Genomic DNA, 24,123 nt, shown 5'->3' with positions numbered 1-24,123 from the left:
GAATGAATGCTTTTGCACTGAATCTTTTTCTTTTCGTCGCCTGCTCCAAGCCCACCACCACTCCGCCTGCTTCGGAATCAACCAATACTTTCACCACAAATCTATTTCAGGCCACCTCCTCTCTTCTTTCAGAGCCCAGTGCCCTATCTTATTATGTTCAAGGAATCTGCGCTGAAGCGCAAAATGATCCTCAAGCCGCTTTTCACTATTATCAACTAGCCTTTGCAAAAGATCCAAGCTTTACCGAACTTGGTAAACTAATAATCGAACAATCGCTTGCCATGCAAAAACCAGACCAAGCCTTGCCAGTTTTACAACAATTCATCCAAAAAGAACCCAACAATTCCACACTCTATTCTCAACAAGGCCTGGCATATTTTTTACTTAAAAAAAAGGAACTAGCCCAAAAAAGTTTAGAAAAAGCCATCACTTTAAATACTACGAACTACCAAGCCTACGCGCTCCTTTACCAAACGTTAGAAGAAACCCATGCACCCGACCAAAATCAAGGCATAACCGCCATTCAAAAAAAAGCGCCTAAACAATCAACCCAAAGTAAATTTTGGGTCAATACCGGCGAAGCCTATGCCAACCTATTGACAGACAATGAAACTGCCAAATTTACCACTGCGCAAATTGCTCAAAAAACATTGCCTCTTTTTCAACATGCGCTCGACCTTTCTCCTAATAATTTAGCGCTTATCATACGGCTTGCTGAGATACAAACCCTCTGCACGAATTATTCGCAAGCCATCACACTTTATCAAAAAGCCATTCGCCTTTCTCCAAAAAATGAAATGTTACAATCTCGTCTCGCTGTCGTTTACCTCAATACCGATCAAAAAAATAAAGCGATTTCGATCATAGAAAATCTTTCCCGAAAACATCCTGACAATGGCCAATTCTTCATCGCTTTAGCCAAACTTTATGGACAACAAAACAATCCCAGCAAAATGCAAACTTACCTAGACCTCGCTGAAACCAAAGGAATTGAACCCGCCCTTCTAGCGGAAGTAGCTACTCAAAACCGCGATTGGTCTTTAAGCGAAAAATATCTAAAAAAAGCCATCCTGAAACCCGGAGCCGATTTTAATGTTTGGATTCAACTAACTGAAGCCTTAGCCGAACAAAATAAACTTTCAGAGGCCTTAGCTATCATGAAAAAAGCCCAACTACAATTTCCGTCAACCCCTGAAATTTTTCTCATTTCCAGTCTCATTGCGCGACAAAATAAACAAACTAAACTAGCCCAAGATTTTTTACAGCAAACCGAACAAATCATAACCAACTCCACCGAATCCACTTATCCTTTAGACGAACTCTATTATCAATGGGGAGTATTTTACGAACAAACCGGTGACCTCGAAAAATCAGAAAAATCTTTTCAAAAAAGCATATCGCTCAATCCCAAAAATCATAAAGCCATGAACTACTTGAGCTATCAATGGGCGGATCATAACACCAAACTCGATCAAGCCCTGGAACTCGTAAAAAAAGCTCTCACTCATGAACCGGAAAATCCAGCTTATCTCGACACACTCGGTTGGATTTATTACCAACAAAAAAAATACCAAGATGCCCTGCCCATCATTGAAAAAGCTTTTAAAAAATCCAATTTTGACGCTGAAATCGGAGAGCATTTGGGCGATATCCACCTCAAACTCAATCATACCAGCGAAGCATTGAAAGCATGGGAAAAAGCGATTCAGAACGATCCCAAACGCGAAAGCTTAAGAAAAAAAATTAAAAATTACTCGCGTTAATCTCTTCCTGCAAAAAAAGAGTTTGATTTTTTTGATTGCGAAAATTCTTGCGACCCCACCTAGGATCACTTATGAAAACCAGACAACTTTATGACTGCCCCCATTCGCGTTCGATTTGCCCCCTCGCCCACTGGCCTTTTACACATTGGTGGAGCACGCACTGCACTCTTTAACTGGCTTTATGCTCGCCACACTGGCGGCACATTGGTTCTACGCATTGAAGACACCGACGAAGCGCGCAACACCCAGGAAGCCATCGATATTATTTTCAAAGGATTAAAATGGTTAGGATTAAATTGGGACGAAGGCCCCGATAAAGACGGAGACTATGGCCCTTATTTTCAAAGCCAAAGAAAATCCATTTATCAGCGCTACATTCAAAAACTTTTGGATGAAGGCAAAGCCTACGAACAAGAAGGCGCGATTCGATTTCGCACACCAAAAACCCTCTTTACATTTCATGACTTAATTTGTGGTGATATCACCTTTGATCGCACCACCGATCCTGATCTGGTCATTCAACGATCCAACGGCGTGCCTGTTTTTCATTTTGTTAATGTGATTGACGATTTAGAAATGAAAATCACACACGTGATTCGAGGTGAAGATCATATTTCCAACACGCCCAAACATATAGCACTTTTCGAAGCATTGGGAGCCACACCCCCGCATTACGGCCATATCCCTCTTATTCTCAATGTCAATGGCTCGAAAATGAGCAAACGTGACATCGGCGCTAGCGTCGGCGACTACATGCATCAACATTACTGTCCTGAAGCATTGAGAAATTACCTTTGTCTTCTGGGATGGTCACTTAAAGAGAATCGCGAAATTTTTCCTATTGAAGAAGCGATTGAAAAATTTGATCTGCCCCAAGTTAATCGTGGCAACGCGCGTTTCGACACTAACAAACTCTATTGGATGAATGGTGAATATCTCCGCGCCAAAAAACTTCCAGAGCTTACCGCCTTTGCCAAACCCATCCTGCAAGAAGCCAACGTGATTCCAGAAACCGTTTCCGAGGAATATCTCGGCAAAGTTCTTCAATTGGTTCAAGAAAAAGTCAAACTCGGGCGTGATTTCCCGGAATGGACTCGCTATTTTTTTGGTGACAATTATCCTATCGACGAAAAAGCAGCCGCTTTACTCCAAACATCTCATTCAAAAGCTAGTTTAACCTACCTGCATAACGCATTCGAAGCGTTGAGTGAATTTACCTCTAGCGCCTTGGAAAATGCCCTAAAAAAAGTAGCCACCGAGACCAACCAAAAAACAGGCGCACTCATTCATCCTTGCCGCGCTGCTGTTACCGGAAGCACAATCGGCCCTTCTCTTTATCATTTGCTAGAAGTTTTGGGTAAAGACCGTGTTTTATCTCGTTTAGCCAAACATCGTTCCCCTATCGCCTCATGACACTGGCTACGAAAATCACCTTATTACGCTTTTTTCTTATCCCGGTTTTTGCGCTTCTTCTTATTTACTACGCCTCCCCACCTCTCGAACAGCGCGATAGCACATTACGCATTGCCGCCGCTATTGTTTTTTTAATCGCTGCCATTTCAGATGGCATAGACGGTTTCTTGGCTCGACGCTTTAATCAAAGCTCACGTTTAGGCGCCCTATTAGATCCCCTAGCGGATAAAGGATTACTTCTCACAGCACTGTTGCTTTTGAGTTGGAAACAAATGCCGGAAGAATGGCGACTACCCTTATGGTTTCTTATTTTAATGATAAGTCGCGATTTGATGATATTACTCGGCTGCGTCATCTTACAACTCTTAACCAATAACCTCGAAATCAAACCCAGTTGGTTTGGCAAATCAGCTACTGCTTTACAAATGATCACCTTATTAGCCGCCATGCTTCGTCCTGCTTGGATGCAACCCAATGCTTTAATTCCTTTTCAAGCTCTAGTCATTGTAACAGCTGTTTTCACTGCGCTTTCTTTTATTCTTTACGTCGCCCATGCCATTCGCAAACTAGAGGTGGCTTAACTATGGCAACAACATTTAATAACGCTCTCTCGGAAGCGCTCAACCAACCATGGACAGGGTTTATTGCGCTCAAATCTGTTGAAAAAAAACATGCAAAAAATGGCACCGTTTTTTATCGAGTAACCTTATTTGATGGCAAAATTCCATGCGCCGCCAATATTTTTGAAGATCGCGTGTGGTTTCCCTACTTTGCCAATCAACAATGGCGCACCGGCGATCATTTCAAAGTTCAGGGAAAAATTTCGGTTCATGCACAATATGGTCGTCAAATCGAAATTGCGCAAATGCGTCCCGTAGAAGAACGCGATGAACAAGATGGCTACCAGCCCAGCCTTTTTTGGGAACAAGCACCCATTGATCACACTGCTTATTGGGAAGAATTGCAAAAACAAATACAATCGCTCAAACCTGATACCTTGCGCCAAACCGTAGAAAGCCTTTTTGCAAAACATGGAAACGATTTCAAAAAAGCTGCCGCCGCGAAACAAGCCCATCATGCTTATCACGGCGGTTTATTGCAACATACCATCATGATGCTACGCGAAGCTGACGCCATTATGAATGTGCCCGATTTTCCTCCTCTGAATCGCTCTTTGGTCATAGCCGGTATTCTCCTGCACGACCTGGCTAAAATCGCAGAAATGGAAGTCTATCCCCGAACCGAATATACCGAAGCGGGAAATTTATTGGGGCACACCCACCTAGTTTTAACCTGGCTGAATGACGCAGCTGTAGCGCATCAACTTGATGACACGCTTTTACTGCATTTGAAACACATCATTTTGAGTCATCATGGTCAACATGAATTTGGAGCCGCTGTGCTTCCTCAAACGCGAGAAGCTATGTTTGTTCATATCATTGATAATCTCGACGCCAAAATGCAGATGATTCATTATGCCTTAAAAAAACTTTCAGACGACGAAACCGTTTCCGAAAAATTATGGATGCTAGATAATCGCGCTTTCCGCAAGAGTCCGGAATGTTAATTTTCCATGAAACAATATCATGATTTATTAAAACTGCTTTTAAATGAAGGAAAACATAAATCAGATCGCACGGGCGTAGGCACTTATTCCATTTTTGGAGCACAAGCTCGATATCCCCTCTCCCAAGGCTTTCCTCTTCTCACCACAAAGAAACTCCATTTTAAATCAATTGTTCACGAACTGTTGTGGTTTTTAAAGGGCGACACCAACATTGGTTATCTCAATGAACACAGCGTTAGCATTTGGAATGAATGGGCAGACGCAGACGGTAATCTCGGACGAATCTATGGAGCACAATGGTGCGATTGGCAAACTCCACAAGGTAAATCGATTCATCAAATCGACCAAGTAATTGAACAGATTAAAAATCAACCTGACAGTCGCCGTTTAATTGTCACTGCCTGGAATCCTGGCGAACTGGATCAAATGGCTTTGCCACCATGCCATGCTCTCTTTCAATTTTATGTTTGCGACGGCATGCTCAGTTGCCAACTTTATCAACGCAGCGCCGACCTTTTTTTAGGCGTTCCTTTTAATTTAGCTTCCTACGCTCTTTTGACACATATGATTAGCCAGGTTTGCAATTTAAAACCGGGCGATTTTATTCATACCTTTGGCGATTTGCACCTTTATCAAAATCATATCGAACAGGCTAAACTTCAATTAACCCGAGATCCTCGACCCTTACCTTCATTAATCCTAAATCCTGAAATGAAAAATATTCATCACTTTCGTTATGAGGATATTAGTTTAAACCATTACGACCCTTATCCTGCTATTCCCGCGCCGATTGCTATCTAACCAAAATTTTTCTCAATTTCTCGATTGCCTCCTTGCCAGAACCCTTAAGCTTCCTATGATTTTTTTGTGAGCGATTTTGTCCATCTTCATGTGCATTCTGATTATAGCATTTTAGATGGATTTTGTCGCATTTCCCTAGAGCCCGAACTAAAAAAACAACCCAATCCTCCACCCACTCTACCCGATTACGCAGTTTCATTAGGATTTCATGCCGTCGCCTTAACCGATCATGCCGCACTCTATGGAGCCTTGGAATTTTATAAAGCGTGCCGCGAAAAAGAAATCAAACCTATTATTGGCTGCGAAGTTTATATCACAGCAGGCGATCGGCTTGAGAAAAAAAAATTAGGCCAACAATCCCAGGATTATCATCTTTTACTACTAACCAAAGATCAAACCGGTTATCAAAATTTGATACAGCTAGTCAGTCTAGCTCAAATCGAAACGCCTGCAGGTCAACATCCACGAATTGATAAAAAACTTTTATCACAATACAGCCAAGGACTCATCGGAACCAGCGCCTGTATTCGCGGTGAAGTTGCCCATCATTTTTTATCAGGCAACGAAAAAGCCGCGCTCAACACACTCAAACAATACCAAGAAATCTTTTCAAAAGATGATTTTTATATCGAGCTCAACGATCACGGCATTGATGTTCAAAAAAAATTAAATCGATTTCTCATTAAAGCTGCAAAAACAACCGGTTTAAAACTTGTCGCCACTAACGACGTTCACTATTTGCGACAAGAAGATGCTGAATCTCAAGATATCCTTGTCTGCTTGCAAACCGGTTCGTTACAGGCTGATGAAAAGCGAATGCGCTATGGATCGGATCAATTTTATCTCAAAAGCGCTGAAGAAATGACCCAACTTTTTTCTGAAGTTCCTGATGCCATAAAAAATAGTTTGGAAATCGCTGAAAAATGCAATCTCGAAATTGAATTGGGCGTGAACAAATTCCCAGCCTTTCCCATGCCAACCCAACAAAGTCGCGAAGATTATTTGCGAGAACTTTGTCAAAAAGGATTATATGAACGCTATGCTAACGATTTTGCATCGGGCAATATTGAAAAACAAAAAACTCTTCAAGAACGTTTGAATTACGAGCTTTCTATTTTAGAAAAAACCGGCTTTGTTAGCTATTTTCTTATCGTTTGGGATTTTATCCATTTTGCCAAAACACATGGCATTCCTGTAGGCCCAGGACGCGGAAGCGCTGCGGGCAGCATTGTCGCTTACGTTTTAAATATCACTGACATCGATCCTTTACGCTATGGCTTATTGTTTGAACGTTTTTTAAATCCCGAACGCGTTTCACCGCCCGATATCGATATCGATTTTTGTTACAATCATCGCAACGACGTCATCGCTTACGTGCGCAAAAAATATGGAGAAACGTGCGTCGCCCAAATTATCACTTACGGAACGATGGGCGCTAAAGGTTCGATCCGCGATGTCAATCGAGTCTTGGGTTTTTCTTATGGCGAAGGGGATCGATTATCAAAAATGATTCCGGGCATGCCGCCGGGACTTACCATTCAACAAGCACTCGAGTTAAGTCCGGAACTTAAACAAGCTTATAACAACGAAGAAAACACACATCGCACTATCACTCTCGCTCAATCCATCGAAGGTTTAATTAGACAAGCCGGTGTTCACGCTGCGGGGGTTGTCATTTCCGACGTCCCCATCAATCAACAAGTTCCGCTAGCCAGGGCGGCCAATGGCGAAATTGTCACACAATATGACATGAACATGTTGAGCGAAGTGGGCATGCTAAAAATGGATTTCCTTGGATTAAAAACGCTAACGGTTGTCCAAGACACTTTCGATTTGATTCAAGAAACGCAACACAAAACCTTAAGCACCCACGATATTCCATTGGACGATCCTGCGACGTTTGCCTTGCTCAATCGCGGACAAAACGTAGGCGTGTTTCAAGTGGAATCACCAGGCATGAGCGATCTGTGTCGCCGTTTTGATATTCATAATGTGGACGATATCATAGCTTTGATTGCCCTCTATCGTCCCGGTCCCATGGATTTGATTCCTGACTATATCAAACGCAAAAAAGGACAGGTTGAAATCAAATACGAACATCCACTTTTGGAGCAATGCTGTTCGGACACTTACGGCATCATGATTTATCAAGAGCAAGTCATGCAAGCTGCCAGTTTGCTCGCGGGTTACACACTCGGACAATCCGATTTATTGCGTCGCGCAATGGGCAAAAAAGACAAAGAAAAAATGGCTCAAGAACGAAAAAAATTTGTCGAAGGCTGCGCCAAAACCAACAAAATTCCTCAAGCTAAAGCAGATAAAATTTTTGATTTACTCGAAAAATTTGCTGGCTACGGATTCAACAAATCGCACAGCGCCGCCTACGGCGTAATCGCCTATCACACCGCATGGCTAAAAGCCAATTATCCGGTGGAATTTATGGCCGCGCTCATGACCAATGATATCGGCGACATTGATAAAATGGGAATTTTTGGTGCTGAGTGTCGCGCGTTAAACATCAAATTTCTTCCCCCTTCCATTAATCACAGCCAAGCTAAATTTAGCGTAAGCGATGGAGCCATTCGTTATGGTTTGGCGGCAATTAAAAATGTAAGCGAAACCGCCGTAAACCTGATTGTCGAAAATCGCAATCAACAAGGCCCATTCAAAGATCTCTACGACCTTTGCCGTCGGTGTGACACGCGCACGGTTAATAAAAAATCGTTAGAAAGTTTGGTCAAAGCCGGCGCCTTCGATGAATGGGATACGAATCGAGCTCGAATTTTCACCCAAATCAATGATGCCCTTGCCTCCGCCTCGGGCCACCATCGCGACACGCAACGCGGACAAACTTCACTGTTCGAAAATTTAGAAGAAACCCTAGCACAACCCAAAACTCGTGAAACTGCAAGCATCGAAGATTGGCCCCTAGCGGAACGGCTGGCTTACGAGAAAGAATTTCTTGGTGTCTACATTTCTGGTCATCCTTTAGATCATTATCAAGATTTACTCTCCCAATTTTCCCTCTCCACAACAACCAGCATTGCCAATCAACCTGATCGAACTGTCGTGCGATTGGGCGGCATCCTAAGCCATGCCGAACATCGTTACACCAAAGACAAGCGCCCTTTTGGAAAGGCCTTATTAGACGATTTGGAGGGGCACATGGAACTTTTTCTGGCACCCGGCGAATACGAAAAATGGAAAACATTTTTGCAAGATAATCAAATCATCCTAGTGGCCGGTTCGTTAGATTTAAGCGGCGAAAAACCAAGCTTACGAATTTTAGAAATGGTGCCTTTGGATCAAGCTTTTTCCAAATTTGCTAGCAGCGTGGAAATTACCTTACCTACTCAAACCCGTGCCTTACCTCAACTTGAAGAATTGCTGAAAGCGCATCAAGGCTCATGCCCTGTCCGTTTAGTTTTTACACCCCAAACTGAAACTAAAATTTTACTCGAGACCAACCCTCATTTTTTCATTCAACCCAGCACCGAGTTTCAAAATGCTATAGAAAATTTATTTTCATCCGGTTCCATTCATTGGACTTTGGATCGCTGCCCGCCGCTGCCCAAACCCCGACGTCAAGAATGGAATGGAAAAGGCAACAACGGACAGGAATAATTATTTTAATCGCGGGTTAGCCTCAAACATCCTCTTAAACATTTTCTAAAAATTACCAATCAACTTGATGTCATCCTTGATCTTGACCTGAGGATTCAGTTTTTAATTCCTGCTCAATTCCAACATTCGTTCGATAGGTTGTAAGGCGCGAAGGCGCAAAGATTCAGGCAAAATGATTTCAGGTTTTTCGTGAAGTAAAGCATCGCGAACTTTATCGAGGGTATTCATTTTCATATAGCGACAATCAGCACAGGCACAAAGTTCGGTAGGGCCAGGAATAAAATTACGATCAGGAAGTTCTCGTTTTAACCGATGCAACATTCCTGATTCGGTTACGATAATAAAATTTTTGGAAGGATGATTTCGACAAAAACTCACCATTTTTTCTGTGCTACAAACTTCATCGGCTAACATGCGAACTGCACGCGTACATTCAGGATGCGCCACCACAGGTGCATCAGGATATTGTTCGCGAATTTTAGTGATGCTGGCATGGGTAAATTCCACATGCACATAACATTCTCCTTTCCATAAATCCATAGGACGGCCGGTTTGCTGTTGCACCCATTCGCCTAAATTCTGATCTGGCACAAACAAAATATTGCGATCAGCAGGAACAGATTGAACCATTTTTACCGCGTTGCCTGATGTGCAAATCACATCGCTTAACGCTTTCACGCCCGCACTACAATTGATGTAAGCCACGACATAATAATTTTCCTCAGCATTTTTTTTGAGAAATGCTGCCAATTCTTCGGAAGGACAAGATTCGGATAAGGAACAACCCGCGTCCATATCAGGAATCAACACTTTACGCGAAGGATTCACGATTTTCGCAGTTTCGGCCATGAAATGAACTCCACAAAACAAAATAATGTCTGCCTGGCTTTCCTGAGCGCGATAGGAAAGTCCCAAGGAATCTCCCACAAAATCAGCGATGTCTTGAATTTCCGCCACCTGATAATTATGCGCCAAAATCACAGCATTTTTTTTCTGTTTTAACTCTAAAATTTCTTTTTGTAACGCGTTCATATTAAGTCGTCTTTCCCCACCATTTTCTCCATTCCAATAGTAGCACAAGGCCTAAGCCGACACAAATACCAGTGTCCGCGACATTAAAAGTGGGATATGACCAGCCCCAAAAAGTAAAATCTAAAAAATCGATAACATAACCTTGTTTAACTCGATCCATTAAGTTTCCAACTGCCCCAGCAGCCACCCAACCCGCAGCAAAATTAATTCCAATTTTTTCCCAGGATAAGGTTCGAGCAAACCAAATCATCCATAACATTAGGGCAAGAATCATCACAATAAGAAAAATCTTTGATTTTTCATTGAACCAACCAAACGCCACACCAAAATTAATATGATAAATCAAACGAAAAAAATTAGGAATCACAACAATAGGAAGTTGCCCCTTGAGGTATTTTACCGCCCAATATTTCGTCGCAATATCCAAAATCAACCAACTAACAAAAACAATCCAGAACACCCATGTCGGTTTTTGGGTCTTTAGAACTGTTTTCATTAGTTTTGTTGCTGAGTCAAAAATGTTTCCACTGCTTCTTCGCATCGCTGACAAAGTTCAGGATGTTTTTCGCTCGTTCCGACTTCGGGCAAAATTTTCCAGCAACGCGCGCAAGATTGACCTGAAGCCTTTTCAACTTCTTTCGTGTCGCTGTCCGCTTGTATCACTTGCGAAACATTCATGACTTCAGTCCATACCGATTCAAAAATATCCAAACCCAAATTTCGCCCTACACTCGCTTGAGCTTCCAGGCTTTTACCGATACTTTTTTGCGAACGCAAACCTTCTAGTTTAGCATTAATCTCATCTCTTACAGACAACAGCTTAGGCCACTCTCCAAAAATAAAATCTTCATTAGGATAGCTTTTGACCTCAGGAAATCGGCTAAGATGAACCGATTCCAAATTACCCAACACTCGCCAAGCCTCATCAGTAGTAAAGGGCATAAGAGGAGCCAACAAACGGCATAAAACACTTGCTACTTCATGCATAGTAGTTTGAGTGGCACGACGCCGGATCGAATTCGCCTGATCGCAATACATTCGATCTTTAGTGACATCAATATAAAAAGAAGAGAGTTGCACAGCACAAAAACGATTCACGGCATGATACACTTCATGAAACTCATATCGGTTATAAGCTTTCAAACAGGTTTCAATTAATTGTTTGATAGAAACCAAAATATATTGATCGAGCAAAGTTAGTTTCTCATAAGGCAAAGCATTCGTCTTAGGATCAAAATCATATAAGTTTGCCAATAAAATACGCAATGTGTTGCGAATCGTGCGATAAGTATCGGTAACGCGACTAAAAATTTCTTCAGAAAAAGGGACGTCATCGCGAAAATCCTGACTGGCAACCCAAAGTCGTAAAATATCAGCGCCACTTTTATTAACAAAAAACATGAGATCCACAGGTTTTTGATATGTATTGGATTTCGACAATTTTTTCCCATCCAAATCAACGACAAAACCATTGGTTAAAACCTGACGATAAGGCGCTTCACCTGTCGCAGCGGCTGAAGTCAAAAGTGATGATTGAAACCAACCACGATGTTGATCGCTTCCTTCCAAATACAGATCAGCCGGAAAACATCCTTCTTTTCTTAGCACGGCCGCGTGACTAGAACCCGAGTCGATCCAAACATCCAACGTGTCGGTGCCTTTTTTTAATCCTTTCTCGAGACCCAGTTTTTCAGCCAATTCATCACCCGACATTTCAAACCAAAGGTTGGTTCCGTGTTTTTCGACGAGATCAGCGAATCTTTCAATCACTTCTGGTGACAAAATCGCATCGCCCTTTTCCTGATAAAAAACTGGGATGGGCACGCCCCATGTTCTTTGTCGGGAAATGCACCAATCGGGACGACTTTCCACGGCACCACGAATCCGATTAATGCCCCAATCCGGAATCCATGTGACTTGATCAATCAAATCCAAAGCTTTTTGACGAAAATCATCAACTCGAATGAACCATTGTTTGACTGAACGAAAAACAATCGGCGTTTTCGAACGCCAGCAATGAGGATAACTGTGCGTTAATGTTTCTTCAGCCAATAAACTCCCTTGCTGTTTAAGACTTTGAATAATAACAGGGTTGGCATCGAAAACATATTTTCCAACCCAATCTTTAACTCCGCACTCTTCGGTAAAACATCCTCGGTCATCAACCGGTGACAAAATTTCTAATTTCTCCTTCAAGCCCGCTTGATAGTCATCCTGACCGTGACCAGGAGCAATATGCACTAAACCGGATCCCGAATCCGCAGTGACAAAATCAGCTGCAATCACTTTCGACTCGCGATTCAAAAAAGGATGCCGATAACGCGCACCGACCCATTCTTTTCCTTTTTTTTCCTGAATGACAGGTAATTTGGCGCCTAATTTTGTTTCTAGGTCGATAAGTCGGGCTTTTGCTAAGATCAATATTTCTGATTGAAAATTGACCGCTACATAATCTAATTCCGGATGAACCGCAATCGCTAAATTTGCAGGCAAAGTCCAAGGAGTGGTTGTCCAAATGACAAAAAAAGTTTTTTGCGAAGCATCATCCATTAACGGAAATTTCACATAAATCGCTTGATCTTCGCGATCTTGATACTCTACTTCAGCCTCGGCCAATGCGGTTTGACATCCTGTGCTCCAGTAAACAGGTTTTAAGGATTGATAAACGAGATTTTTCCTTACGAGTTTAGCAAAAAGCCTAAGAATTTCCGCCTCATATTCTGGCGCCATAGTCAGATAAGGATTTTTCCAATCACCAAAAACGCCAAGTCTTTGAAATTGTTCACGTTGAATGTTGATATATTTTTCGGCATAAGCCGCGCATTTTTTTCGTATCGAAACGGGATCGATATCCACCTTGGCACCCATTTCTTTCATGACTTTATGTTCAATGGGTAAACCGTGACAATCCCAACCCGGAATAAAAGGAGCAAAGTAACCTGCCATATTACGCGATTTGAGAACAATATCTTTCAAAGTCATGTTTAAAGCATGCCCCATATGAGCATCGCCGTTGGCAAAAGGGGGGCCATCATGCAAAATAAACCGATCACCTTCTTTGCGACGTTTTAAAATTTCCTGATACAGATCTTCTTTTTGCCATGTTTCCAACCACTTAGGTTCTTGGGTTGGCAAATTGGCTTTCATAGGAAAGTCAGTTCGCGGCAAGTTTAAAGTATCTTTGTAGTTAACGGACATTTGGGAAAATTATGAATTATGAATCAAGATTTAAAAAATAAAACTTCATAATTCTTAATTTGAAAGATAAGCCAACAAAAGATTGCGTCCGCCCCAAAGAGCAAGTCCTTTTTCAGGGCGAGTTTTAGTGCCTTGTCTTAGCAACATTTGATAATCCAAAATGCCGCGTCTAATTTTTTCAGCCAATAATTGGCGATAACTCGAGGAAGCTAATTTTTGCGCATCTTCACGATTGCTGACAAAACCGCTTTCAACCAAAACAGCAGGCTGACTCGCTGCACGCAAGACAGTAAAACGAGCGCGTTTTACACCGCGAATTTCCGTAGGATTCCCTCTCAATTCAGAAAGTTGGGATTGGATAGAGCTTGCTAGCAAAATATTGTTGGCATCGTGAAGATTACCTGGCGCTTGATTGAAATCGGCCAAGCGTAAGCGATTGGACATGGTTGATTGCGTGCCGCGAGGTGACAAACAATAGGTTTCGACTCCTTTGGCATGAGAAGGGCCCGAATTAAAATGTAAACTTACAAAAATTGAATTATTATAGCGTCTAGTAAAATTGGCTCTCTCCTCTAACGGAATTAAAACATCATCATTTCGCGTCATAACCACGCGAAATCCACTATCTTCACAAAGTCCCCTTAGTCGACGCGCGAGATCCAAAGTCAAAACCTTTTCATTAGGCGACCATACAGAACGCGCCCCTTGATCGCCACCACCATGACCCGCATCTAAAATAATAGTATTAAAGTTTTTGCCTTCTTCAATACGGCTAGGACGCAAAATAGGATCCAATGTTTTAACTAAATCCATTCGCGAAATCAGCCATTGACCATTCCTCTGATAAACCGGCAAACAAAGAACATGTTTCACACCATTAATTTGCATTTCTTCGCTATCAAGCCGGAATTTTAAAGTATAATTTCCTCCCACTAAAGTACGTTCTTTATCACGAGAATCAATGGGTTGCATTAATCGATAAAATTCCGCGACTTGCATCAAACTAAGGTAATCTCGATTCTCTAAACGGATAATTTGCCATTCCGCAGCATTTCCGGGCTGATAAAATGACAATACAAAAAAAAGAGAGAGAAACACCCAACGCATAATGTTTGGAAAAATGCAGGAAGACTCTGAAAAAGTCAACCCCTTACCATGTGAAGCAAACCTGGCAATCTAAATAATGCCAGCTTTTTTTAAAGTGTTGTAAGCGCCGTGACGCGTCACTGTTTTCAAAGCGCGCGCTGTCAACTTGACTGAAACGTAACGTTTCAATTCCGGCACATAAATCTTTTTGTTTTTTAAATTGGGGAAAAAATTGCGCGGCGTATTAGCTGTGACATGCATACCAATACCGCCTTTTTTCTTGGCCTTACCACTTCGGATAATGGAACTGCCTTTAACCGGTTTCGCTTGTGTGATTTGACATTGACGAGCCATAAGATTGTAAAAATTAAATGTTATTTGACCAATAAAACATGTCGCGCTCGTTTAATAGCACGATTCAGTTTTCGATGCCACTTGGCTGGCATCCCTGTAACACGACGAGGCAAAATACGACCTTTTTCGGTAATAAATTTTTTTAATAATTCCGTATTTTTAAATTCCAAGGCATCCGGATTAATATCAATTTTCCTTTTCGGAAAAGATCGATTCAACCTCCGACGAGGTCGCTGAGATATTTTGGTAGTAATCATAAGAAAGTTATGTTTTTAGCAAAAAAAGAAAATCTGAAAAGTTTATTTTTCTTTCTATTCTTCTTTAATTCGAATTCGGGTTTCTTCCTCACCCTCCTCTTCGTCTTCTTCATCAGAGCCTTCATTCATATCCATAAACTGAGGCACAGACTCCCAGCGATGTTTTCCTTTCATCGCTTTTTCCATTTCAGCTTGGCATTCCACGGTAAAACGCGCCCAAGGTAAAGCCTCTAAACGGGCTTTAGGGATCGTTTTCCCCGATTTCTCGCAAATACCGTAAGAGCCATCCTCAATGCGTTGCAAAGCATCTTCAATTTCATTAAGAGAATCTTGCTCTTGAGAAAGCAAGCTTAAGGCAAAATCTTTTTCATAAGCATCACTTCCGGCATCTCCCATATGTTGACCAAACGCCGCACCTCCCCCACTTTCTGGAGCAGCCCGCAAATTGCCTTGCGCTACATCCTGCATCTGATCTAACAACAAATCGCGAAGTTCCTGCAACTTTTTCTGTTGAGTTAAAAGAAAAGGAGTCAACTTGACAGGTTTTTTGGCTATTTTTTTTACTACCACGGGACGCGCTAAAATTTTAGGCTTTTGAATCTTTTCCACAGCCCGAGTCGGCTTAGGCGCTACTTTTTTCTTTAACTGTTTCAAAGCAGAAGATGTTTTAGACAAAATGGAACGAACTGCCTTTTTTTTCGAAGCAGCATTCACTTTTTTCTTTGTTCCTTTGGCTCGATTTACCTTTACCGCCTTGGAACTTTTACCGATTTTTTTTGATTTTTTCATTTTTTTTGTCATAAAAGCGGGAAAAGCTAACATGTTATTAAAAGGAAGCAATAATAAATTAGCAGTTTAATAGAATTTTCAATTTTACCCATGAATTGAGTTCATTATCAAAAATTGTTTCTAAGAGGAGTTCATGCCGTAAAAAGTTCATGAGGTATCTTACTAATCTAACGCGCGCCAATGAAATTGGCGCCAACTCTTATTTACTGGAAATGGAAGGTTATACGATCCTTCTAGACGCTGGGATGCATCCTAAAAAAGAAGGCATGGCTGCCACACCTTTATACACTCAAACCCAAGGAAAAAAATTAGACGCCATTTTCATTTCCCATGCCCACTTGGATCATCTCGGCACGCTCCCTCTTTTTGCTCGACTTCATCCCCAAGCCAAAATCTTCATGAGTGAGCCCACTACCCATTTAAGCGATCCCCTCCTTCACAATTCCGTGAATATCATGAAGAAGAAAACCCAATCTCAAGAAACTCTTCCACTTTTTTCTCATGCTGAAGTCGATCAAATACAAAAACGATGGTTCCCCTGCGCCTTGGAAAAAAAACTCTCTTTAAACGGTGAGCCTGCCTCTCGAAATGAATTCTCTTTTGAAATGTTTGACGCAGGCCATATTTTAGGTTCTGTTGGTTTACGTTTTAATAGTGCGAAAGGTAATTTCTTTTATACAGGCGATGTTAATTTTGATGCCCAAGAAATTTCTTACTCTGCCGATTTTCCAAAAGATGAAATTGATACTTTACTCATTGAAACCACGCGAGGCGCTACGGATAGTAGTAATTATTGTCGAAAAGCAGAATTAGAACGCCTTGCTAAAAGCATTAATACAGTAATCGAACGAAATGGCGCCATTTTAATTCCCGCTTTTGCTCTAGGGAAAACACAAGAAACTTTAGTTGCTCTGTATCATATGATGCAAGAAGGCATTATTCCACCTTGTCCCATCTCTATTGGAGGTTTGAGCTGGAATATTTCCACCATTTACGATCGATTAGCAAAATATTACCCACGTCTATCGCCTAAACTTAAACTCATCGACGACATTAAACCGCGATTGGTAAACGGTAAAAATGTTCGAAAAATTAACCCGCAACGCGGCCACATTTATCTCCTGTCCTCCGGCATGATGACTCAACACACCCTTTCCAATTTAGTTGCTCAACATTTTCTTACCGATCCGCGACATGCCATTTTCTTCATTGGCTACACCGATCCTGACTCGCCCGCTGGACAGTTGAAAAGCGCATTTGCTGAAAATAAATCAGTTACTTTAGATCCGGAAGAGGGTGAGCAACCGATTCGCTGTGAAATCGATTGTTTTGATTTAACGGCCCACGCCCAACGCGAAGATATTCTCAATTACATTATCCAAGTCAATCCTCGCCATGTTTTACTTATTCATGGAGATGAGCCAGCTTTGGAATGGTTCCAGACTAAAATCCGAGAAGCGCGGCCTAAAATGAAAATTACTATCCCCTTACCAGGAGAAACTATTTCATTTTAAAGCTGCTCTTTTACCGGAACTAAATTAAGAATTTTGAGGCGGTGGCGTGGAAACGGGTTCTGAGCCTTCAATATTAAGCGGCGGCGCTGTAGTAATATCAAACTTCAACTTACCTTCTTCACAATCCACCTTAATCACACTGGTTGGTTTCACATTACCCTTCAAAATTTCTTCGGCCACATAATCTTCGATATTTCGCTCCACAGCACGACGCAAAGGACGCGCTCCATAAGCGGGATCGTAACCCTTCTCAATCAAAAAGTCTTTCGCGGCATCTGTTAATTCCAAAGCGATCTCTTTATAATGCAAACGAGTGACTACCTTGCCCACTTCAATATCCACAATGTGTCGCAAATCTTCTTTGGTCAAAGAATGGAAAACAATAATATCATCCAAACGATTAAGAAATTCCGGTTTAAAAACGCGTTTGGTTTCTTCCAACATCTTTTCCTTCATTTGATCATAGCTCTCGCTATCCATTTTTGTGCCGAAGCCTAAGCTGGTCGATTTACGAACAATATCCGCTCCAACGTTAGAAGTTAAAATAATAACCGTATTGCGAAAATCAATCTTACGACCCAAACTATCGGTAATCATGCCATCTTCCAAAATCTGGAGCAAAATATTCCAAACTTCGGGATGCGCTTTTTCGATCTCATCAAACAAAACAACGCTATAAGGATGACGTCGCACACGTTCCGTCAACTGTCCCCCTTCCTCGTAACCCACATAACCGGGAGGCGATCCTACCAATCGCGAAACATTAAATTTCTCCATATACTCACTCATATCGATCTGAATGAGCGCATCACTGTTACCAAACATATATTCCGCCAACACCTTGGCCAAATGCGATTTTCCAACACCTGTTGGCCCCAAGAAAATAAAACTCCCAATAGGACGCTTCGGATCTTTCAAATCTGCACGCGAACGTCGCAAAGCCCGACCAATCGCATTCACTGCTTCATCCTGGCCAATCACTTTTCCTTTCAACTCCTCAGCAACACGAAGCAACCGTGCCGACTCTTCCATCGTCAAACGTTGTAAAGGAATACCCGTCCACTTAGACATCACTTGAAATACATCATCCTCATCAACTGTCACAATCTGTTCCTCACGATGCGTTTTCCAAGCCTTAACCTTTTCTTCGTAATTGGTTTTTGCCTCTTTCTCTTTATCACGCAAAGCTGCTGCCGCTTCAAAATCCTGATTCTTGATAGCTGTCTCTTTCTCGATTCGAACCTCTTCCATTTTTGACTCTAACTCTTTAAAATTAGGAGGTTGAATCGTGGCAGCAATTCGTGCCCGCGCGCCCGCTTCATCCATCACATCGATAGCCTTATCGGGCAACTGGCGTCCCGCTAAATAGCGATCCGACAATTTTACCGCTGCTTCTACCGAAACATCTAAAATTTTCGCCTTGTGATGCGCCTCATATTTCGGACGTAAACCTTTCAAAATCTGAATCGCTTCATCCACCGAAGGCGCTTCTACCTTCACCGTTTGAAAACGTCGTTCCAACGCGGAATCTTTTTCAATATACTTGCGATATTCATTCAAAGTCGTTGCGCCAACACATTGCAACTCGCCTCGAGAAAGCGCCGGTTTAATAATATTCGAAGCATCCATCGCTCCTTCCGCAGAACCTGCGCCCACAATCGTGTGCAACTCATCAATAAAAAGAATCACATTTTTATGGCGTCGAATCTCTTCCATCACCGCTTTAATGCGCTCTTCAAATTGACCGCGATATTTGGTGCCCGCCACCATCAAGGCCAAATCCAAAGTTACCACTTTTTTATCACGCAACAAATCCGGCACATTGCCCAAAATAATTTCTTGCGCCAAACCCTCCACAATCGCTGTTTTACCTACGCCCGCTTCTCCGATCAAAACAGGATTATTTTTGGTGCGTCGACATAAAATCTGAATCACACGCTCAATCTCATTTTTGCGACCAATCACCGGATCGAGATCACCCTTCTTAGCCAAATCCGTTAAATCACGACCAAATGCTTTCAACGCTGGCATTTTTTCCGAACGCTTTTCTTGAGGTGCCGCTCCTTGCTCAGCCTGTTCTGCGCTTTCTTCGCCTTCTTCGCCCGTATAACCCGGATCCAATTCCTTTAACACTTCCAAACGGGTGCGTTCAATATCCACATCCAAACTTTTTAACACGCGCGCCGCCACGCCATCTCCTTCACGCAACAAACCCAACAATAAATGTTCCGTGCCCACATAACTGTGGTTCAAAGTCTTCGCCTCTTTATCCGCTAATGCCAAAACTTTTTTCACACGAGGCGTGTAAGGAATATTTCCTGCCATTTTGGTATCCGGACCCGTGCCAACTTGCTTCTCCACTTCGGCACGCACCGTTTCCAAATCCAACCCCATTTTTTGCAGCACATTGACTGCCACACCCTGCCCCAACTTAATTAGGCCTAACAACAAATGCTCGGTGCCCACATAATTATGGTTAAATCGGTCGGCCTCTTTACGCGCCAATGCCAACACCTGTTGCGCTCGAGGAGTAAAATTATTCATCTTGCTTACCTTTCTTTATAGGTTTGACTAAACTCATATCAGGTCGCTTCAAAACAGAAAGCTTTTCTCGAATTAAGTCTGCTCGCAACCCATCGCGATCTTCTGCTGATAACTTTTGTTCACAATGAAACTGTAAATGGGCCGGTTGCGTCACAATCATCAAATCACTCACAATGGCGCTTGCTTCTTTCGCAAAAATTCCCATTTCCATACCCAAACGAATCAATGACAATAAATTCAACGCCTCCTTTGACGAAATCGAACGACAATGACTCAAAATTCCATAAGCGCGACCCACTTGATCCGCCACCACTCGCGGACTTTTCTCGAGTAAAGTTGCACGCGCATTTTCTTCGTGCTCAACAATCTGCGTAATCACCTTATTCAAGCGCTCAATAATCTCCTCTTCCGATTCGCCTAAAGTCATCTGATTCGAAACTTGAAACAAATTACCCAATGCTTCCGTTCCTTCACCATACAATCCTCGCACCGCTAATCCCAACTTTCCGACTGCTTGCACAATTTGATTGATCTGATCCGCCAACACCAAAGCCGGCAAATGCAACATAGCCGAAGCCCGCATCCCCGTTCCCACATTCGTCGGGCAAGCCGTCAAATAACCGTAACGATCCGAAAAAGCAAAATGCAATTTCTCATCCAAATCATCGTCTACTTTGTTAATCATCTTCCACACCGCATCCAACTGCAACCCAGGCTTAAAAGCCTGCATGCGCAAATGATCCTCCTCATCAATCATGATACTCAGCGAACGGTCATGACTCACCACTACGCCACTGCCGCCCGCCTTTGCTGCATGTTCACGACTAATCAAATGTTGCTCAACCAAAATCTGCTTATCTAAAACGGAAAAACTCTCCATCGACTCCGCTACCAAAGGACTCTCCATCGGCGATAATTCCAAAACCACCGGCATCACCACCGACAATACTTTTTCTCGTTCGGCTTTCTTAGCCCACGTTGGAAAAGCGTAACCCACCAGATTGCGCGCCAAACGCATACGACTGCTCAGAACGATACTATTTTCTTGCGCGTCGTCGCCCTTTAACCAATCCGCTGTGGTTTCAACCAAATTCAACATTTTCATCTCCTGCTTAATATACGAATTTTTCACTGGCCTTTCAAGCTCGCAAAACTCACTCTGAAAATTAAACTTATCGTAAAATTGATTTCTTTTTCCTCTTTTTCTCTTTATTAAATTTCAAAATAAATTGTTATCTCTCTTTCAAACATGAAAATTATCGCCATAGCCAATCAAAAAGGCGGCGTGGGCAAAACCACCACAGCCGTTAACCTTTCTGCAGGGTTAGCCGCTAAAGATAAAAAAGTTCTTTTAATTGACCTCGACCCCCAAGCTAGCGCCACAAGCGCTGTGGGTTTTCAAGAGCAGCCCAACCTGAGCCTTTACCCTGTTTTGTTAGGTGATAATCGACCCTTAGAAACATTCATCGCTCCTACCGATTATCTCAACCTTTCATTACTCCCTTCTGAAAAAGATTTAGCTGGCATCGAAATCGAAATCGCACAACTCGAAAATTCAATCCACCGCTTAAAACAGATTCTTGAACCGCTTCGCCTCAATCCCACCTTCGATTTTGTTTTTATCGATTGTCCACCCAGCCTCGGCGCGCTCATGACTCAAGCATTAATCGCTGCCGACAGCATTTTAATCCCGCTACAATGCGAATATCTTTCTCTGGAAGGGCTCAGCAAAATTTTGAGTTATATCGAACGCATCCGCCAAACCGCCAATCCCAATCTCCAAATCGAAGGCATTCTCATGACTATGTATGATGCTCGCACCAAACTTTCCCAAACCGTCATTCAAGAAGTCAAAAACCATCTTGGTGCCTCTCTTTATGAAACCTTAATTCCACGCACCATTCGTTTGGGTGAAGCTCCCAGTCATGGAAAACCTATTTTTGCTTACGATCTCCATAGCACAGGCGCTATCGCTTATGCGGCATTGGTCGAAGAATTTTTAACAAAGCAAGAATGAATTATGAAATCGCTATTTTTATTACAATCATTCAAAAGGTCAAAATCAACTTATTACATCATTCTTAATTAATTATTAATTTATAATCCTTAATTTCCCTTGCGCTACACTCTTCAAACTCATCATACCACGCAAAAAATTGATTACGCTCAAGAGCTTAATACCGATCAATTCGCCGCCGTGACAGCCGCGCCCGGCCCGGCCCTTGTCATCGCCGGCGCTGGCAGCGGAAAAACTCGCACTTTAATTTATCGCGTCGCTTATTTATTCGAAAATGGCATCGCTCCCCAACAAATTTTACTGCTCACTTTCACCAACAAAGCTGCTCGAGAAATGCTTTATCGTGTGGAAAATCTTTTGCCGATTGACGCTTCACAAATCTGGGGCGGCACCTTTCACGCCATCGGTAATCGACTACTCCGAAGACACGCCTCGGAAGTGGGGTTACGACCTGATTTCACCATTTTAGACCGTGAAGATTCTAAATCCCTTCTCACCTCCTGCTTAGCCAGTTTAGGACTAAGCGTTAAAGACAAAAAAGATAAAAAAGACAAACTCTTCCCTCGAGCCGACGCCATTCTGGAATTATTTAGTCTTGCCATTAACACACAACAAAGTTTGGAGCAATTAGCCTCCAGCAACTTTGTCCATCTCACAGAATACCTACCCCAACTCACCCAACTTCAAACTGTTTTTCAACAACGCAAAAAAAGTTCAAACGTCGTCGATTATGATGATCTACTCACTTTACCTTTAGCACTTTTGGAAAATCATGAAACCATTCGCCAACGCTACCAACAACAATGGCTTTATTTATTGGTCGACGAATATCAAGACACTAACCTTGTCCAAGCACGACTTATTGATTTACTTGCTGCGCAACATAAAAATCTCATGGTCGTTGGTGATGATGCCCAAAGCATTTACTCTTGGCGTGGCGCCAACTTCGCCAACATCCTGGATTTCCCCAAAAAATATCCCGAAGCCACCACCTATCGCATCGAAACCAACTATCGCAGCACTCCAGAAATTCTTGCCGTAGCTAACGCTTCTATTTCGCACAACGTCAAACAACACCCCAAACATCTGCATTCTAACAAGCCGGCCAGTGCCAAACCTGCTCTCGTGCCTTTAACTGATGCTACACAACAGGCACGTTTCATTGCACAACGCATTCAAGAACTCCATGACGAAGGTATCGCATTAAATGAAATCGCTATTCTCTACCGCGCTCACTCCCACGCTATCGAATTACAACTCGAACTCAGCCGTCGCAACATTCCCTTCTTAATTACCTCCGGCATTCAATTTTTTGAACAAGCTCATATTAAAGACCTATGCGCCATATTAAAAATTGCCATCAATCCAAATGATGAAGTCGCTTTTAAGCGGACGGCACAACTTCTGCCGGGCATCGGAGATCGAGGAGCCGAAAAGCTTTGGTCACAGCTTCAAGGCAAAACGGTTTGGGATGGCATCTCACCCACCAGCGCCAAATCGTTAACGTCTTGGCAAAAACTTTCACAACTCATCGATCAATTACGCGCGATGTCAGCCGATCCAGCAGCTAATCCCGATAACGCAACTTTTATTCAACTTATCCTCGAAAAATTTTATGAAAATTATCTCAAATTAACTTTTGATAACGCAGAACAACGCCTCGACGATCTTCGTCAATTACAAGAATTTTCCCAACAATTCGAAACCCTATCCGATTTCCTTTCTCAAATCACTCTCCTTACCAACGTCGACACACCTCAAGGACGTCTTGAAGAAAATAAAGAAAATCAACTACAAGACACCCTAAAACTCAGCACTATTCATCAAGCCAAAGGACTCGAATGGAAAATCGTTTTTCTCATCATGCTGTGCGACGGCGCGCTCCCGATGGCTCGTTGCTTACACGATCCGGATCAACTCGAAGAAGAACGCCGCCTCTTTTATGTTGCCGTAACCCGAGCACGCGATGCTCTCTATTTAACCTATCCACTCATGCGCTTGCAACGCAACCCTATAACCGGCGATCTTTTTCAAACGCGCTCCCGTTTTTTAAATGAAATCCCGGAAAAACTTTTGGAAGAATGGAAAGTGGAAACTCCTGCGACTTCTTTTTCGCAAACCAATCCTGGCAACTTACGCGGTTCAGCAAATTGGCTTTAATATT

General features: G+C 42.5%; 18 protein-coding genes. 9 read left to right on the top strand and 9 right to left on the bottom strand.

Translation table 11 applies throughout. The annotated features are described in order from the left end of the window. The first annotated feature begins 2 nt into the window (after nt 1-2). The 6 genes from K1X66_03950 to dnaE all read left to right on the top strand — a co-directional run bounded on the left by K1X66_03950 (nt 3) and on the right by dnaE (nt 9,168). The gene (locus tag K1X66_03950; GenBank protein ID MBX7157522.1) at nt 3-1,763 is read left to right on the top strand and encodes a tetratricopeptide repeat protein; all 1,761 of its coding nucleotides are present in this window, start codon (nt 3-5) and stop codon (nt 1,761-1,763) included. Nucleotides 1,764-1,853: 90 nt separating this feature from the next. Continuing rightward, on the top strand, nt 1,854-3,176 hold the full coding sequence (gene gltX, locus K1X66_03945) for a glutamate--tRNA ligase (protein ID MBX7157521.1): 1,323 nt from the start codon (nt 1,854-1,856) through the stop codon (nt 3,174-3,176). Next, nucleotides 3,173-3,757, top strand: coding sequence for a CDP-diacylglycerol--glycerol-3-phosphate 3-phosphatidyltransferase (gene pgsA, locus K1X66_03940; GenBank protein ID MBX7157520.1), 585 nt, complete (start codon nt 3,173-3,175; stop codon nt 3,755-3,757). Before gltX ends, pgsA begins: the two co-directional genes overlap by 4 nt. 2 nt (nt 3,758-3,759) lie before the next feature. Then, complete coding sequence (locus K1X66_03935) at nt 3,760-4,743, top strand: HD domain-containing protein (GenBank protein ID MBX7157519.1); 984 nt, start codon at nt 3,760-3,762, stop codon at nt 4,741-4,743. Nucleotides 4,744-4,749: 6 nt separating this feature from the next. Beyond that, nucleotides 4,750-5,544 (top strand): thymidylate synthase, encoded by a 795-nt coding sequence (locus K1X66_03930; protein MBX7157518.1) that lies wholly within the window; start codon nt 4,750-4,752, stop codon nt 5,542-5,544. Nucleotides 5,545-5,610: 66 nt separating this feature from the next. Continuing rightward, the gene (dnaE, locus tag K1X66_03925) at nt 5,611-9,168 is read left to right on the top strand and encodes a DNA polymerase III subunit alpha (GenBank protein ID MBX7157517.1); all 3,558 of its coding nucleotides are present in this window, start codon (nt 5,611-5,613) and stop codon (nt 9,166-9,168) included. Nucleotides 9,169-9,270: 102 nt separating this feature from the next. Here dnaE and nadA read toward each other — a convergent pair whose 3' ends face one another. The 7 genes from nadA to K1X66_03890 all read right to left on the bottom strand — a co-directional run bounded on the left by nadA (nt 9,271) and on the right by K1X66_03890 (nt 15,884). Beyond that, complete coding sequence (nadA, locus tag K1X66_03920; GenBank protein MBX7157516.1) at nt 9,271-10,200, bottom strand: quinolinate synthase NadA; 930 nt, start codon at nt 10,198-10,200, stop codon at nt 9,271-9,273. A gap of 1 nt (nt 10,201) precedes the next feature. Beyond that, nucleotides 10,202-10,696: a signal peptidase II gene (lspA, locus tag K1X66_03915; GenBank protein MBX7157515.1), complete on the bottom strand. Its 495-nt coding sequence runs from the start codon at nt 10,694-10,696 to the stop codon at nt 10,202-10,204. Continuing rightward, a complete protein-coding gene (gene ileS, locus K1X66_03910) occupies nt 10,696-13,398 on the bottom strand; it encodes an isoleucine--tRNA ligase (protein ID MBX7157514.1) in 2,703 nt (900 codons plus the stop codon). Before ileS ends, lspA begins: the two co-directional genes overlap by 1 nt. A 54-nt stretch (nt 13,399-13,452) precedes the next feature. Continuing rightward, nucleotides 13,453-14,505 (bottom strand): N-acetylmuramoyl-L-alanine amidase, encoded by a 1,053-nt coding sequence (locus K1X66_03905; GenBank protein MBX7157513.1) that lies wholly within the window; start codon nt 14,503-14,505, stop codon nt 13,453-13,455. 69 nt (nt 14,506-14,574) lie between these two features. After that, a complete protein-coding gene (gene rpmB / locus K1X66_03900) occupies nt 14,575-14,838 on the bottom strand; it encodes a 50S ribosomal protein L28 (GenBank protein ID MBX7157512.1) in 264 nt (87 codons plus the stop codon). Between the two features lie 20 nt (nt 14,839-14,858). Continuing rightward, on the bottom strand, nt 14,859-15,095 hold the full coding sequence (gene rpsR / locus K1X66_03895; GenBank protein ID MBX7157511.1) for a 30S ribosomal protein S18: 237 nt from the start codon (nt 15,093-15,095) through the stop codon (nt 14,859-14,861). Between the two features lie 54 nt (nt 15,096-15,149). Further along, nucleotides 15,150-15,884: a TraR/DksA family transcriptional regulator gene (locus K1X66_03890; protein ID MBX7157510.1), complete on the bottom strand. Its 735-nt coding sequence runs from the start codon at nt 15,882-15,884 to the stop codon at nt 15,150-15,152. A gap of 149 nt (nt 15,885-16,033) precedes the next feature. Here K1X66_03890 and K1X66_03885 point away from each other — a divergent pair, with 149 nt between their 5' ends. Then, nucleotides 16,034-17,398: an MBL fold metallo-hydrolase gene (locus K1X66_03885; protein MBX7157509.1), complete on the top strand. Its 1,365-nt coding sequence runs from the start codon at nt 16,034-16,036 to the stop codon at nt 17,396-17,398. 24 nt (nt 17,399-17,422) lie between these two features. Here the strand turns inward: K1X66_03885 and K1X66_03880 are convergent, their stop codons facing one another. Together K1X66_03880 and K1X66_03875 are read right to left on the bottom strand one after the other, a co-directional pair. After that, entirely contained in the window at nt 17,423-19,942 is a 2,520-nt protein-coding gene (locus K1X66_03880; protein ID MBX7157508.1) for an ATP-dependent Clp protease ATP-binding subunit, read from the bottom strand. Then, entirely contained in the window at nt 19,935-21,047 is a 1,113-nt protein-coding gene (locus K1X66_03875; protein ID MBX7157507.1) for a protein arginine kinase, read from the bottom strand. The genes K1X66_03880 and K1X66_03875 overlap by 8 nt, the downstream gene beginning before the upstream one ends. Before the next feature lie 144 nt (nt 21,048-21,191). On the opposite strand from K1X66_03875, the gene K1X66_03870 reads away from it, so the two are divergent. Both K1X66_03870 and K1X66_03865 read left to right on the top strand, forming a co-directional pair. After that, complete coding sequence (locus K1X66_03870; GenBank protein ID MBX7157506.1) at nt 21,192-21,959, top strand: AAA family ATPase; 768 nt, start codon at nt 21,192-21,194, stop codon at nt 21,957-21,959. Nucleotides 21,960-22,058: 99 nt separating this feature from the next. After that, entirely contained in the window at nt 22,059-24,119 is a 2,061-nt protein-coding gene (locus K1X66_03865) for an ATP-dependent helicase (GenBank protein ID MBX7157505.1), read from the top strand. Nucleotides 24,120-24,123 lie beyond the last annotated feature (4 nt).

The sequence above is a fragment of the Verrucomicrobiia bacterium genome, assembly GCA_019694135.1.
Taxonomy (GTDB): Bacteria; Verrucomicrobiota; Verrucomicrobiia; order JADLBR01; family JAIBCM01; genus JAIBCM01.
Note: the sequence above shows the minus strand (reverse complement) of the source record. Positions and strands in the feature narration are given on the sequence as shown.